14 protein-coding genes and 1 riboswitch are annotated in these 13,439 nt (G+C 38.9%); of the genes, 12 read left to right on the top strand and 2 right to left on the bottom strand.

Annotated features, from left to right (window positions below):
* Nucleotides 1-208 precede the first annotated feature (208 nt).
* Nucleotides 209-844, bottom strand: coding sequence for a YigZ family protein (locus tag HT714_RS03105; protein ID WP_173224861.1), 636 nt, complete (start codon nt 842-844; stop codon nt 209-211).
* 56 nt (nt 845-900) lie between these two features.
* Between HT714_RS03105 and HT714_RS03100 the strand changes: the two genes are divergently transcribed.
* The 12 genes from HT714_RS03100 (at nt 901) to HT714_RS03045 (ending at nt 11,948) form a co-directional block, all read left to right on the top strand.
* Entirely contained in the window at nt 901-2,199 is a 1,299-nt protein-coding gene (locus HT714_RS03100; protein ID WP_173224863.1) for a DEAD/DEAH box helicase, read from the top strand.
* Entirely contained in the window at nt 2,196-2,858 is a 663-nt protein-coding gene (locus HT714_RS03095) for a ComF family protein (protein WP_173251456.1), read from the top strand. Before HT714_RS03100 ends, HT714_RS03095 begins: the two co-directional genes overlap by 4 nt.
* A gap of 79 nt (nt 2,859-2,937) precedes the next feature.
* Nucleotides 2,938-3,486: a ribosome-associated translation inhibitor RaiA gene (raiA, locus tag HT714_RS03090; protein WP_173251454.1), complete on the top strand. Its 549-nt coding sequence runs from the start codon at nt 2,938-2,940 to the stop codon at nt 3,484-3,486.
* Nucleotides 3,487-3,620: 134 nt separating this feature from the next.
* On the top strand, nt 3,621-5,594 hold the full coding sequence (locus tag HT714_RS03085; protein WP_173218770.1) for a DHH family phosphoesterase: 1,974 nt from the start codon (nt 3,621-3,623) through the stop codon (nt 5,592-5,594).
* Nucleotides 5,591-6,043 (top strand): 50S ribosomal protein L9, encoded by a 453-nt coding sequence (gene rplI / locus HT714_RS03080; protein WP_173224870.1) that lies wholly within the window; start codon nt 5,591-5,593, stop codon nt 6,041-6,043. The genes HT714_RS03085 and rplI overlap by 4 nt, the downstream gene beginning before the upstream one ends.
* A 43-nt stretch (nt 6,044-6,086) precedes the next feature.
* On the top strand, nt 6,087-7,439 hold the full coding sequence (gene dnaB / locus HT714_RS03075) for a replicative DNA helicase (protein WP_050142692.1): 1,353 nt from the start codon (nt 6,087-6,089) through the stop codon (nt 7,437-7,439).
* Nucleotide 7,440: 1 nt separating this feature from the next.
* Nucleotides 7,441-7,707 (top strand): Veg family protein, encoded by a 267-nt coding sequence (locus HT714_RS03070; RefSeq protein ID WP_000128619.1) that lies wholly within the window; start codon nt 7,441-7,443, stop codon nt 7,705-7,707.
* 87 nt (nt 7,708-7,794) lie between these two features.
* On the top strand, nt 7,795-8,913 hold the full coding sequence (cbpD, locus tag HT714_RS03065; RefSeq protein ID WP_173224872.1) for a choline binding-anchored murein hydrolase CbpD: 1,119 nt from the start codon (nt 7,795-7,797) through the stop codon (nt 8,911-8,913).
* Nucleotides 8,914-8,995: 82 nt separating this feature from the next.
* A riboswitch (TPP riboswitch) is annotated at nt 8,996-9,098 on the top strand.
* Between the two features lie 68 nt (nt 9,099-9,166).
* Nucleotides 9,167-9,457: a thiamine-binding protein gene (locus tag HT714_RS03060; protein ID WP_000647659.1), complete on the top strand. Its 291-nt coding sequence runs from the start codon at nt 9,167-9,169 to the stop codon at nt 9,455-9,457.
* Entirely contained in the window at nt 9,420-10,178 is a 759-nt protein-coding gene (locus tag HT714_RS03055) for an ABC transporter permease (RefSeq protein WP_173224875.1), read from the top strand. Before HT714_RS03060 ends, HT714_RS03055 begins: the two co-directional genes overlap by 38 nt.
* Nucleotides 10,179-10,215: 37 nt before the next feature.
* Nucleotides 10,216-11,223 carry an ABC transporter substrate-binding protein gene (locus tag HT714_RS03050; RefSeq protein WP_173224878.1) on the top strand — a complete coding sequence of 336 codons (1,008 nt, stop codon included), beginning with the start codon at nt 10,216-10,218 and terminating at the stop codon, nt 11,221-11,223.
* Nucleotides 11,223-11,948, top strand: a complete 726-nt coding sequence (locus HT714_RS03045) for an ABC transporter ATP-binding protein (RefSeq protein ID WP_173224880.1) — start codon at nt 11,223-11,225, stop codon at nt 11,946-11,948. Before HT714_RS03050 ends, HT714_RS03045 begins: the two co-directional genes overlap by 1 nt.
* A 161-nt stretch (nt 11,949-12,109) precedes the next feature.
* On the opposite strand, the gene HT714_RS03040 is transcribed toward HT714_RS03045, so the two are convergent.
* Complete coding sequence (locus HT714_RS03040) at nt 12,110-13,276, bottom strand: site-specific integrase (protein WP_173224883.1); 1,167 nt, start codon at nt 13,274-13,276, stop codon at nt 12,110-12,112.
* Nucleotides 13,277-13,439: the final 163 nt, after the last annotated feature.

Here is a 13,439-nt window from a genome sequence, read left to right as displayed (position 1 = left end):
GTGATAGGATTTTTTTATATCACAGGTCTAAGCCATTAATTTTCAAGCGATTGTGATAAGCTAATTCTAGTAAATAGGTGTAAAGGAGAACGCTATCCGTTTTCTTTTTGAATTGCTTCATTTTCTAGTAGGTCTTGGCAAGCATCTTTTTATGTTGCTAATTAAAGTAGCGGAGAAAATATCAGTGAAACACTGTATTATCTATTATTTACACAAGGTTTACAGGAACCTCAACTTCGCGTAAACCTTGATCAGTTAAAGTGACTTTTCCATTAAAAAACTCTATAAGTGAAGCTTTAATATTTTCTTTTTCTTCTTTATCAACATAAATCATCGTATCGACTTGATCTGTAAAGTTTGTATCCAGCTCCATGAGATTATGTTCTTTAAGGAAGTTACTGTACTCTTGGTACTGAGCATAAGACATTTGAATAGCAATGCCAGCCTGTTCTTTTATTTCAATAATACCAATTTCTTTGACACCTAAGGCGACACTGCCGGCGTAAGCACGAATCAGTCCTCCAGCGCCTAGTTTAATACCACCAAAGTAGCGTGTCACTACCACACAGACATTGGTAAGATTGTGATTTTCTAGCACCCCAAGCATGGGAACGCCAGCAGTACCACTAGGCTCACCATCATCACTTGTTCGTTTGATTTCACTACGTTCTCCAATAATGAAGGCAGAGCAGTTATGCGTAGCTTTGTAGTGTTCTTTTTTGATGGTGGTAATGAAGTCACGAGCCTCTTCTTCGCTATAAACACGCTTGGCATGACAGATAAAGCGTGATTTTTTGATTTCTTCTTGGACTTGACCGTCCTCTTTAATTGTTCTAAATTCCATGATTTAATTGTACTAAAAAATCATCTAAAGCGCTAGGTTTTTACGAATAAAGAAGTATGAAAGTAAATCCAAATTATCTTGGTCGCTTGTTTACTGAGAATGAATTAACAGAAGAAGAACGTCAGTTGGCGGAGAAACTTCCAGCAATGAGAAAGGAGAAGGGGAAACTTGTCTGTCAACGTTGTGATAGTGCTATTTTAGATGAATGGTATTTGCCCATCGGTGCTTACTATTGTCGAGAGTGCTTGCTGATGAAGCGAGTCAGGAGTGACCAAGCTTTATACTATTTTCCGCAGGAGGATTTTCCTAAACAGGATGTTCTTAAATGGCGTGGTCAATTAACTCCTTTTCAAGAAAAGGTGTCAGAGGGATTGATTCAAGCAGTAGAGAAGCAAGAGCTAACTTTAGTTCATGCGGTGACAGGGGCTGGAAAGACAGAAATGATTTATCAAGTTGTGGCTAAAGTGATTAATGGAGGTGGTGCAGTATGTTTGGCTAGTCCTCGCATAGATGTTTGTTTGGAGCTGTATAAGCGCCTGCAAAAGGATTTTGCTTGTAAGATAGCCCTCCTACATGGAGAATCGGAACCTTATTTTAGAACACCACTAGTTGTTGCGACAACCCATCAGTTATTAAAATTTTATCAAGCTTTTGATTTACTGATAGTGGATGAAGTAGATGCCTTTCCTTATGTTGACAACCCCACGCTTTACCATGCTGTCAAGAATAGTGTAAAGGAGAATGGGCTGAGAATCTTTTTAACAGCGACTTCGACTGATGAGTTAGATAAAAAGGTCCATTTAGGAGAACTAAAAAGACTGAGTTTGCCTAGACGATTTCATGGAAATCCGTTGATTATTCCTAAGCCAGTTTGGTTATCGGATTTTAATCGCTATTTGGATAAGAATTGTTTGTCACCAAAGTTAAAGTCCTATATTGAGAAGCAGAGAAAGACAGCTTATCCCTTACTCATTTTTGCTTCAGAAATTAAGAAAGGGGAGCAGTTAAAAGAAATCTTACAGGAGCAATTTCCAAATGAGAAAATTGGCTTTGTATCTTCTGTAACAGAGGATCGATTAGAGCAAGTACAAGCTTTTCGAGATGGAGAGCTGACAATACTTATCAGTACGACGATATTGGAGCGTGGGGTTACCTTTCCTTGCGTGGATGTTTTCGTAGTAGAAGCCAACCATCGTTTGTTTACCAAGTCAAGCTTGATTCAGATTGGTGGACGAGTTGGACGAAGCATGGATAGACCGACAGGAGATTTGCTTTTCTTCCATGATGGGTTAAATGCTTCAATCAAGAAGGCGATTAAGGAAATTCAGATGATGAATAAGGAGGCTGGTCTATGAAGTGTTTGTTATGTGGGCAGACTATGAAGGCTGTTTTAACTTTCAGTAGTCTCTTACTTCTGAAGAATGATGCCTCCTGTCTTTGTTTAGACTGTGATTCTACTTTTGAAAGAATTGGGGAAGAGAACTGTCCAAATTGTATGAAAACAGAGTTGTCAACAAAGTGTCAAGATTGTCAATTTTGGTGTAAAGAAGGAGTTGAGGTCAGTCATAGAGCAATTTTTACTTACAATCAAGCTATGAAGGATTTTTTCAGTCGGTATAAGTTTGATGGAGACTTCCTTTTAAGAAAAGTTTTTGCTTCAGTTTTAAGTGAGGAGTTAAAAAAGTACAAAGAGTATCAATTTGTTGTAATTCCATTAAGTAAGGAGAGATATGCTAACAGAGGATTTAATCAGGTTGAGAGCTTTGTAGAGGCAGCAGGCTTTGAGTATCTGGATTTACTAGAGAAAAGAGAAGAGAGAGCCAGTTCTTCTAAGAGTCGTTCAGAACGTTTAGCTACAGAACTTCCTTTTTTTATTAAAAGTGGAATCATTATTCCTAAGAAAATCCTACTTATAGATGATATTTATACTACAGGAACAACTATAAATCGTGTGAAGAAACTGCTGGAAGAAGCTGGTGCTGAGGATGTAAAAACATTTTCCCTTGTAAGATGAGGAAAAAATTTGCAAAAATAGAATGAAAGCGTTATAATAAAATCATAAAAACAAAAATGTTTAGAAAGAAGGTACTCATATGATTAAATATAGTATCCGTGGTGAAAACCTAGAAGTAACAGAAGCAATTCGTGATTATGTAGTTTCTAAACTCGAAAAGATCGAAAAGTATTTTCAAGCTGAACAAGAGTTGGATGCCCGAATTAACTTAAAAGTTTATCGTGAAAAAACGGCTAAAGTGGAAGTAACGATTCCGCTTGGATCTATTACTCTCCGCGCAGAAGATGTGTCTCAAGATATGTATGGTTCAATTGACCTTGTAACTGATAAAATTGAACGTCAGATTCGTAAAAATAAAACAAAAATCGAGCGTAAAAATAAAAATAAGGTAGCAACTAGTCAATTATTTACAGATGCTTTGGTGGAAGATCCAAATGTTGTCCAGTCTAGAGTTGTTCGTTCAAAACAAATTGATTTAAAACCAATGGATTTGGAAGAAGCTATTCTACAAATGGATTTGTTAGGACATGATTTCTTTATCTATGTGGATGTTGAAGATCAGACAACCAATGTGATTTATCGTCGTGAGGATGGCGAAATTGGTTTGTTAGAAGTTAAAGAATCTTAATTTCAATATGTGTAAAGGTAGGTTTACTGAATTGTAAACCTCCTTTTTCTTATAATTGATAGAATTACTGATTACACTTTTAAAAGTCGCTTTTTGAGGGTTATTATGGTATAATGGGTGCCAAGAGGTTTGGAATGAAAAAATTTTATGTAAGTCCAATTTTTCCTATTCTAGTAGGATTGATTGCGTTTGGAGTCTTATCCACTTTCATTATTTTTGTTAATAATAATCTGTTGACGCTTTTAATTTTGTTTCTTTTTGTAGGAGGCTATGTTTTTTTATTTAAGAAACTGAGAGTGCATTATACAAGGAGTGATGTAGAACAGATACAGTATGTAAACCACCAAGCGGAAGAAAGTTTGACATCTCTATTGGAACAGATGCCTGTAGGTGTTATGAAATTGAATTTATCTTCTGGAGAGGTTGAGTGGTTTAATCCCTATGCTGAATTGATTTTGACCAAGGAAGATGGCGATTTTGATTTGGAAGCTGTTCAAACGATTATCAAGGCTTCAGTAGGAAATCCGTCTACTTATGCCAAACTGGGTGAGAAGCGTTATGCTGTTCATATGGATGCTTCTTCCGGTGTTTTGTATTTTGTAGATGTATCCAGGGAGCAAGCCATAACAGATGAGTTAGTAACGAGTCGACCAGTGATTGGAATTGTATCTGTGGATAATTATGATGATTTGGAGGATGCAACTTCTGAGTCAGATATTAGTCAAATCAATAGTTTTGTAGCTAATTTTATATCAGAGTTTTCAGAAAAATACATGATGTTTTCTCGTCGGGTAAGTATGGATCGATTTTATCTCTTTACTGACTACACGGTGCTTGAGGGCTTGATGAATGATAAATTTTCTGTTATTGATGCTTTCAGAGAAGAGTCGAAACAGAGACAGTTGCCCTTGACCTTAAGTATGGGATTTTCTTATGGCGATGGAAATCATGATGAAATAGGGAAAGTTGCTTTGCTCAACTTGAACTTGGCTGAAGTACGTGGTGGCGACCAGGTGGTTGTCAAGGAGAATGATGAAACGAAAAATCCAGTCTACTTTGGAGGTGGGTCGGCTGCGTCTATCAAGCGCACTCGTACCCGTACTCGATCAATGATGACAGCCATATCTGATAAGATTCGTAGTGTGGATCAAGTGTTTGTAGTTGGGCATAGAAATTTAGATATGGATGCCCTGGGCTCTGCTGTAGGTATGCAGTTGTTCGCCAGCAATGTGATTGAAAATAGCTATGCTCTTTATGATGAAGAACAAATGTCTCCAGATATTGAACGAGCTGTTTCATTCTTAGAAAAAGAAGGAGTTACGAAGTTGTTGTCTGTTAAGGATGCAATGGGGATGGTGACTAATCGTTCTTTGTTGATTCTTGTAGACCATTCAAAGACAGCCTTAACATTATCAAAAGAATTTTATGATTTATTTACCCAAACTATTGTTATTGACCACCATAGAAGGGATCAGGATTTTCCAGATAATGCAGTTATCACTTATATCGAAAGTGGTGCAAGCAGTGCCAGTGAGTTGGTAACGGAATTGATTCAGTTCCAGAATTCTAAGAAAAATCGTCTGAGTCGTATGCAGGCCAGTGTTTTGATGGCTGGTATGATGCTGGATACTAAAAATTTTACCTCACGAGTGACTAGTCGGACATTTGATGTTGCTAGCTATCTCAGAACGAGAGGAAGTGATAGTATTGCTATCCAAGAAATCGCTGCGACAGATTTTGAAGAATATCGTGAGGTCAATGAACTGATTTTACAGGGGCGTAAATTAGGTTCAGATGTACTGATAGCAGAGGCTAAGGACACGAAATGCTATGATACAGTTGTTATTAGTAAGGCAGCAGATGCCATGTTAGCTATGTCGGGTATTGAAGCGAGTTTTGTTCTTGCGAAGAATACACAAGGATTTATCTCTATCTCAGCTCGCAGTCGTAGTAAATTGAATGTACAACGGATTATGGAAGAACTGGGAGGTGGAGGCCACTTTAATTTGGCTGCAGCTCAAATTAAAGATTTAACCTTGTCAGAAGCAGGTGAAAAACTGACAGAAATTGTATTAAATGAAATAAAGGAAAAGGAGAAAGAAGAATGAAAGTAATCTTTTTAGCAGATGTCAAAGGAAAAGGTAAAAAAGGCGAAATTAAGGAAGTACCAACAGGGTATGCGCAAAACTTTCTTATCAAAAAGAACCTAGCAAAAGAAGCGACTGCTCAAGCGGTAGGTGAGCTTCGTGGTAAACAAAAATCTGAAGAAAAAGCTCACGCTGAAATGATTGCAGAAGCAAAAGCAATTAAAGCCCAACTTGAATCAGAGGAAACTATTGTAGAATTTGTTGAAAAGGTTGGTCCAGATGGCCGTACCTTTGGTTCTATTACCAATAAGAAGATTGCAGAAGAATTGCAAAAGCAATTTGGAATTAAGATTGATAAACGTCATATTCAAGTACAAGCTCCGATTCGAGCAGTTGGTTTGATTGATGTACCAGTGAAAATCTATCAAGATATCACAAGTGTAATCAACCTTCGTGTGAAAGAAGGATAAGTTTACACCTTCTTGACAAGATTGTAAAAGGAAGGGAAGTCTGATGGCAGAAGTAGAAGAGTTACGAGTACAACCTCAAGATATCTTAGCTGAGCAATCCGTTTTAGGGGCTATCTTTATTGATGAGAGTAAGCTTGTTTTTGTGCGAGAATACATTGAGTCTCGGGACTTTTTTAAGTATGCCCATCGTTTGATTTTCCAAGCTATGGTTGATTTATCCGATCGTGGTGATGCTATAGATGCAACAACGGTTCGTACCATTCTTGATAATCAAGGTGATTTGCAGAATATTGGTGGCCTGTCTTACCTAGTTGAGATTGTCAATTCTGTGCCCACTTCTGCTAATGCGGAGTATTATGCTAAAATCGTTGCAGAAAAAGCAATGCTACGTCGTTTAATTGCCAAGTTGACAGAGTCTGTCAACCAAGCTTACGAGGCTTCACAACCAGCTGATGAAATCATTGCTCAGGCAGAAAAAGGCCTGATTGATGTCAGCGAAAATGCTAATCGAAGTGGATTTAAGAACATTCGAGATGTGTTGAATGTCAACTTTGGAAATCTGGAAGCTCGCTCGCAACAAACGACCGATATTACAGGTATTGCGACAGGCTATCGTGATTTAGATCATATGACGACTGGTCTGCATGAAGAGGAGTTGATTATCTTAGCAGCTCGTCCGGCGGTTGGTAAGACAGCCTTTGCCTTGAATATCGCTCAGAACATTGGGACTAAGTTGGACAAAACGGTTGCTATTTTTTCACTGGAAATGGGTGCGGAAAGTCTAGTGGATCGTATGTTAGCGGCAGAAGGTTTGGTGGAATCCCATTCTATCCGTACGGGTCAATTGACTGATGAGGAGTGGCAAAAATATACCATTGCTCAAGGGAATTTAGCTAACGCCAGTATCTATATCGATGATACGCCAGGGATTCGGATTACAGAGATTCGTTCTCGTTCTCGTAAATTGGCTCAAGAAACGGGCAATCTTGGTTTGATTTTGATAGATTACTTGCAATTGATTACAGGTACAGGCCGAGAAAATCGTCAACAAGAAGTTTCTGAAATTTCTCGTCAGTTGAAGATCTTAGCCAAGGAACTGAAAGTTCCTGTAATTGCTCTAAGTCAGCTTTCTCGTGGTGTAGAACAACGTCAGGACAAGAGACCGGTCTTGTCTGATATTCGTGAATCTGGGTCTATTGAGCAGGACGCTGATATCGTAGCTTTTCTCTATCGCGATGACTACTATGAACGTGGTGGTGAAGAAGAGGACGGTATCCCAAATAATAAGGTGGAAGTTATTATCGAGAAAAACCGTAGTGGAGCTCGTGGAACAGTGGAATTGATTTTCCAAAAAGAATACAATAAATTTTCAAGTATCTCAAAAAGGGAGGCATAAAATGACAGATGCATTTACAGATGTAGCTAAGATGAAAAAAATCAAAGAGGAAATCAAGGCACATGAGGGTCATGTAATTGAAATGACTTTGGAAAATGGACGTAAGCGCCAAAAAAATAGATTGGGTAAGCTAATTGAAGTTTATCCATCCCTATTTATTGTGGAATTTGGGAATGTGGAAGGAGATAAACAAGCTAATGTTTACGTTGAATCCTTTACTTACTCAGATATTCTTACAGAAAAGAATTTGATTCATTATCTGGACTAAAGTGAGAAATTTTCTCACTTTTTCTTTTTTCTCCGAATAGTTTAAGTGAAGGCAATCTTCGATTTATATTAGTTTCAAGGAGGAAGAATGAAAATTTTACCGTTTATAGTAAGAGGGACAAGTTATTGTTTGAAGATGTCAGTTAAAAAGGTTGTTCCTTTTTTAGTAGTAGGATTGATGCTAGCAGCGGGTGATAGTGTCTATGCCTATTCTGGAGGGAATGGGTCGATTGCGCGTGGAGATGATTATCCTGTTTATTATAAAAATGGGAGCCAGGAGATTGATCAGTGGCGCATGTACTCTCGTCAGTGTACTTCTTTTGCAGCCTTTCGTTTGAGTAGTGTCAATGGTTTTGAGATTGCAAAGGCTTATGGAAATGCGAATGAATGGGGACATCGTGCTCGTCGTGAAGGCTATCGTGTAGATAATACACCGACGATTGGCTCTATTGCTTGGTCTACTGCAGGAACTTATGGGCATGTTGCCTGGGTGTCAAATGTAATGGGAGATCAGATTGAGATCGAGGAATATAACTATGGTTATACAGAAGCCTATAATAAACGAAGTATAAAAGCAAATATGATGACAGGATTTATTCATTTTAAAGATTTGGCTGGTGGCAGTGTTGGGAATAGTCAAACCTCAGTTTCAACAGGAGGAACACATTATTTCAAGTCTAAGTCTGCTATCAAAAATCAGCCATTAGTTAGCGCAACTGCGATTGATTACTATTATCCTGGGGAGAAGGTTCATTATGATCAAATTCTCGAAAAAGATGGATACAAGTGGTTGAGTTATACAGCTTATAACGGAAGTCGTCGTTATATTCAGCTAGAAGGAGTGGCTTCTTCACAGAATTATCAGAACCAATCAGGAAACATCTCTAGCTATGGATCCAATAGTAGTTCAACTGTCGGTTGGAAGAAAATAAATGGTAGTTGGTATCATTTCAAATCAAATGGGTCTAAATCAACAGGCTGGTTGAAGGATGGTTACAGCTGGTATTATTTGAAATCATCTGGTGAAATGCAGACAGGCTGGTTAAAGGAAAATGGCTCGTGGTATTATCTGGATAGTTCAGGGGCAATGAAAACAGGCTGGTATCAAGTTTCTGGTAAGTGGTATTATTCTTACTCTTCAGGTGCCTTAGCTGTTAATACGACGGTGGATGGCTACAGAGTAAACAGTGATGGAGAACGAGTATAGAAAATTGGAGTAGGAAATTTTTCCTGCTCTTTTCTGTAAGCAGTTTCCTTGACATTTTTCTTATTTTGCGCTATCATATATCTATATAATATATGGGAGTCTGTGTACAGTCTGAGAGGAAGTGTTAAACTTCGACCGCACCTGATCTGGGTAATGCCAGCGTAGGGAACGATACTTAGTCTATTCTTGACCTTTTCCATATATGGTAAAGGTTTTTCTTTTTGTCAAAGGAAAACGAGAAGAGGAGGTTTTTATGAAAGCAAGCATTGCCTTGCAAGTTTTACCCTTGGCACAGGGGATTGATCGGATTGCTGTTATCGATCAGGTCATTGCTTATCTACAAGCTCAAGAAGTGACCATGGTGGTGACACCATTTGAAACGGTCTTGGAAGGGGAGTTTGATGAGCTCATGCGCATTCTCAAAGAAGCGCTGGAAGTGGCAGGGCAGGAGGCAGATAATGTCTTTGCCAATGTCAAAATAAATGTAGGAGAGATTTTAAGTATTGATGAGAAACTTGAAAAGTATACTGAGACGACACATTAGTCTATTGGGCTTTCTGGGAGTCTTGTCAATCTGGCAGTTAGCAGGTTTTTTTAAACTTCTCCCCAAGTTTATCCTGCCGACACCTTTTGAAATTCTTCAGGCCTTTGTTCGTGATAGAGAATTTCTCTGGTACCATAGCTGGGCGACCTTGAGAGTGGCTTTGCTAGGTCTAATTTTGGGAGTCTTGATTGCCTGTCTCATGGCTGTGCTCATGGACAGTTTGACTTGGCTCAATGACTTGATTTACCCTATGATGGTGGTTGTTCAGACCATTCCGACCATTGCCATAGCTCCTATCTTGGTCTTGTGGCTAGGTTATGGGATTCTGCCCAAGATTGTCTTGATTATTTTGACGACAACTTTTCCTATCATCGTCAGTATTTTGGACGGTTTTAGGCATTGTGACAAGGATATGCTGACCTTGTTTAGTTTGATGCGGGCCAAGCCTTGGCAAATCCTGTGGCATTTTAAAATCCCAGTCAGCCTGCCTTACTTTTATGCAGGTCTGAGGGTCAGTGTCTCCTACGCCTTTATCACAACAGTGGTATCTGAGTGGTTGGGAGGCTTTGAAGGACTAGGTGTCTACATGATTCAGTCCAAGAAACTGTTTCAGTATGATACCATGTTTGCTATTATTATTCTGGTATCGATTATCAGCCTTATGGGTATGAAGCTGGTTGATGTCAGTGAAAAATATGTTATTAAATGGAAACGTTCGTAGAATAAGAATGTTTCAAAAAAGAAAAGAGGAAATCAAAATGAAGAAAACATGGAAAGTGTTTTTAACTGTTTTAACAGCTCTTGTAGCTGTCGTGCTTGTAGCTTGTGGTCAAGGAACTGCTTCTAAGGACAACAAAGAAGCAGAACTCAAGAAGATCGACTTTATCCTAGACTGGACACCAAATACTAACCACACAGGGCTATATGTTGCCAAGGAAAAAGGTTATTTCAAAGAAGCTGGAGTGGATGTTGATTTGAAATTGCCACCAGAAGAAAGCTCATCTGACTTGGTTATCAATGGTAAGGCACCATTTGCAGTGTATTTCCAAGACTACATGGCTAAAAAATTGGAAAAAGGAGCAGGAATCACTGCCGTTGCAGCTATTGTTGAACACAATACATCAGGAATCATCTCACGTAAATCTGACAATGTAAGCAGTCCAAAAGACTTAGTTGGTAAGAAATACGGGACTTGGAATGACCCAACTGAACTTGCTATGTTGAAAACCTTGGTAGAATCACAAGGTGGAGACTTTGAGAAGGTTGAAAAAGTACCAAATAACGACTCAAACTCAATCACACCGATTGCCAATGGCGTCTTTGATGCTGCTTGGATCTACTATGGATGGGACGGAATTCTTGCTAAATCTCAAGGTGTAGATGCTAATTTCATGTACTTGAAAGACTACGTTAAAGAATTTGACTACTATTCACCAGTTATCATCGCAAACAACGACTATCTGAAAGATAACAAAGAAGAAGCTCGTAAAGTCATCCAAGCCATCAAAAAAGGTTACCAATATGCTATGGAGCATCCAGAAGAAGCGGCTGATATCCTCATCAAGAATGCACCTGAACTTCAGGAAAAACGTGACTTTGTCATCGAATCTCAAAAATACTTGTCAAAAGAATACGCAAGCGACAAGGAAAAATGGGGTCAATTTGATGCAACTCGCTGGAATGCCTTCTACAAATGGGATAAAGAAAATGGTATCCTTAAAGAAGATTTGACAGATAAAGGCTTCACCAACGAATTTGTGAAATAATGACAGAAATAAGACTAGAACACGTCAGTTATGCTTATGGTCAGGAGAGGATTTTAGAGGACATTAACCTGCAGGTGACTTCAGGTGAAGTGGTTTCCATCCTAGGCCCAAGTGGTGTTGGAAAGACCACCCTCTTTAATCTAATCGCTGGGATTTTAGAAGTTCAGTCAGGGAGAATTGTCCTTGATGGTGAAGAAAATCCCAAGGGGCGCGTGAGTTATATGTTGCAAAAGGATCTGCTCTTGGAACACAAGACGGTGCTTGGTAATATCATTCTGCCCCTCTTGATTCAAAAGGTGGATAAGGCAGAAGCTATTTCCCGAGCGGATGAAATTCTTGCGACCTTCCAGTTGACAGCTGTAAGAGATAAATACCCTCATGAACTAAGTGGTGGGATGCGCCAGCGTGTAGCCTTGCTCCGGACCTACCTTTTCGGGCACAAGCTCTTTCTCTTAGATGAAGCCTTTAGCGCCTTGGATGAGATGACCAAGATGGAACTCCACGCTTGGTATCTTGAGATTCACAAGCAGTTGCAGCTAACGACCCTGATCATCACGCATAGTATCGAGGAGGCTCTTAGTCTCAGCGACCGCATCTATATCTTGAAAAATCGCCCTGGGCAGATTGTTTCAGAAATTAAACTAGATTGGTCTGAAGATGAGGACAAGGAAGTCCAAAAGATTGCCTACAAACGTCAAATCTTGGCAGAATTAGGCTTAGATTAAGTAGAAAAATAGGGAGTTGGTGAAGATTATCCTTTACCAGCGCCCTTTTTCTTTTAAAAATGAGAAAATTTCGGTATAATAGTCAATTATACCGAAATCATTCTATAATCGTTGATACATAAGGGTTTTATGTGTCGCTTTTTTTTATTTTGTGGACTTTTTTAAGAACTTTTTATTTTTTCGAGGGCAGTTTCAAAGAATGAGACTGCTCTTTTTTGATTTTCTTTTGATAAATGGCTGTAAGTGTCCATAGTTACAGATATTTTTGCATGGCCAAGCCGTGTCTGTATTTCCTTGTATGGCAGGCCAGCATTAAGCAAGATACTAGCGTGAGTGTGTCGGAAAGCATGAAAGCCTAAATCAGTACAGTTAGCGTTTTTTAAGTGCTTATGTAGGCGGTAATCAACTTTTCGAGTATTGACATAGTTGTCAAAGCTATCAGAGAATACTTTCTCATAGGTTAAGCCAATGTTTCTACCGTTTTCTGCTTGTCTTGCTCGGTAGAGACGAAGCATGAGCACTGTTTTATGATCAATATCTAAAACTCTATAGCTTGATTTTGTCTTAGGAGTGTTTACCTGGTTTAAAATGTTGAGTGTTTTGTTAATATCGATCGTTCCGTTCTGCAGGTCAATATCAGACCATTCCAGGGCCAGACATTCACGGATGCGCAGTCCAGTAGCTAGGAGTGTCTTATAAAGCACGGTATCATAAAAATTGATAAAGGTATTTTCTAGGCTATCGAGATAGGAGAGGAAGTTTTTAAGTTCCTGATCTTGAAAGTATTTAATTTCTTGTTTATCTCTGGTTATCTTTCTGGGAATGACAACATCACGAGCAGGGTTATTGTCTAATGCCTGGATAGAAACTCCATACTGTAGAATACGTTTATTTAAGGCATGAAGATGATTGTATTCTTTATACCCCGTTCCGTCCTGATTGTACTCATCCGCCCATTTATTTACCTGAGTTTGGATAATGACAGGTGTAAGTTTATCTAGTTTGTAAGTACCAAATGAGGGCAAGAGGTAGTTATTTAAGCAACCTTTTATCTTAATCTGCGTATTAGTCTTTACGGTATACTGGTAGGTTTGCCAAAATAAGTCCACAAGTTCGCTATAGGTTGTTATATGTGAGCGTTGTTTCCGTGTCGAGCCGTTTTTCTCAAATTCTACCTTAGCCTGGGTGGTCTTGTTTTTGAGTTCTTTCTTTGTTCGTGCTGATATGGTAGTCTTGACCTTCTTACCAGTTACAGAATCAATGCCAAGATAGATACTGGAGCGGTAGACTGCTGATCCGTCTTTTTTCGTGTGTTGTGTAATTTTCATGGTTTACTCCTTTTCCATCAGCAGGCAAGCAATTAGAAAAGGTTTTGAGTTTAGACCATGCGAGGGGCTACGAGAACCCCTTATTTTCGATTTTAAGCAGTCAGACGGTAAATTGTACCAGAATAGGAAACAAGGCGGATATGGGGCTGATATGAGGGTTTTA

The sequence above is a fragment of the Streptococcus sp. 3705 genome (assembly GCF_013277145.1).
Classification (GTDB): domain Bacteria; phylum Bacillota; class Bacilli; order Lactobacillales; family Streptococcaceae; genus Streptococcus.
This window is presented reverse-complemented; position numbering and strand designations above follow the sequence as displayed.

Excerpts from the sequence above, each read along its gene's own strand:
- HT714_RS03105 (WP_173224861.1), bottom strand. The coding sequence starts at position 844 with ATGGAATTTAGAACAATTAAAGAGGACGGTCAAGTCCAAGAAGAAATC.
- HT714_RS03100 (WP_173224863.1), top strand. The coding sequence starts at position 901 with ATGAAAGTAAATCCAAATTATCTTGGTCGCTTGTTTACTGAGAATGAA.
- HT714_RS03095 (WP_173251456.1), top strand. The coding sequence starts at position 2,196 with ATGAAGTGTTTGTTATGTGGGCAGACTATGAAGGCTGTTTTAACTTTC.
- raiA (WP_173251454.1), top strand. The coding sequence starts at position 2,938 with ATGATTAAATATAGTATCCGTGGTGAAAACCTAGAAGTAACAGAAGCA.
- HT714_RS03085 (WP_173218770.1), top strand. The coding sequence starts at position 3,621 with ATGAAAAAATTTTATGTAAGTCCAATTTTTCCTATTCTAGTAGGATTG.
- rplI (WP_173224870.1), top strand. The coding sequence starts at position 5,591 with ATGAAAGTAATCTTTTTAGCAGATGTCAAAGGAAAAGGTAAAAAAGGC.
- dnaB (WP_050142692.1), top strand. The coding sequence starts at position 6,087 with ATGGCAGAAGTAGAAGAGTTACGAGTACAACCTCAAGATATCTTAGCT.
- HT714_RS03070 (WP_000128619.1), top strand. The coding sequence starts at position 7,441 with ATGACAGATGCATTTACAGATGTAGCTAAGATGAAAAAAATCAAAGAG.
- cbpD (WP_173224872.1), top strand. The coding sequence starts at position 7,795 with ATGAAAATTTTACCGTTTATAGTAAGAGGGACAAGTTATTGTTTGAAG.
- HT714_RS03060 (WP_000647659.1), top strand. The coding sequence starts at position 9,167 with ATGAAAGCAAGCATTGCCTTGCAAGTTTTACCCTTGGCACAGGGGATT.
- HT714_RS03055 (WP_173224875.1), top strand. The coding sequence starts at position 9,420 with ATGAGAAACTTGAAAAGTATACTGAGACGACACATTAGTCTATTGGGC.
- HT714_RS03050 (WP_173224878.1), top strand. The coding sequence starts at position 10,216 with ATGAAGAAAACATGGAAAGTGTTTTTAACTGTTTTAACAGCTCTTGTA.
- HT714_RS03045 (WP_173224880.1), top strand. The coding sequence starts at position 11,223 with ATGACAGAAATAAGACTAGAACACGTCAGTTATGCTTATGGTCAGGAG.
- HT714_RS03040 (WP_173224883.1), bottom strand. The coding sequence starts at position 13,276 with ATGAAAATTACACAACACACGAAAAAAGACGGATCAGCAGTCTACCGC.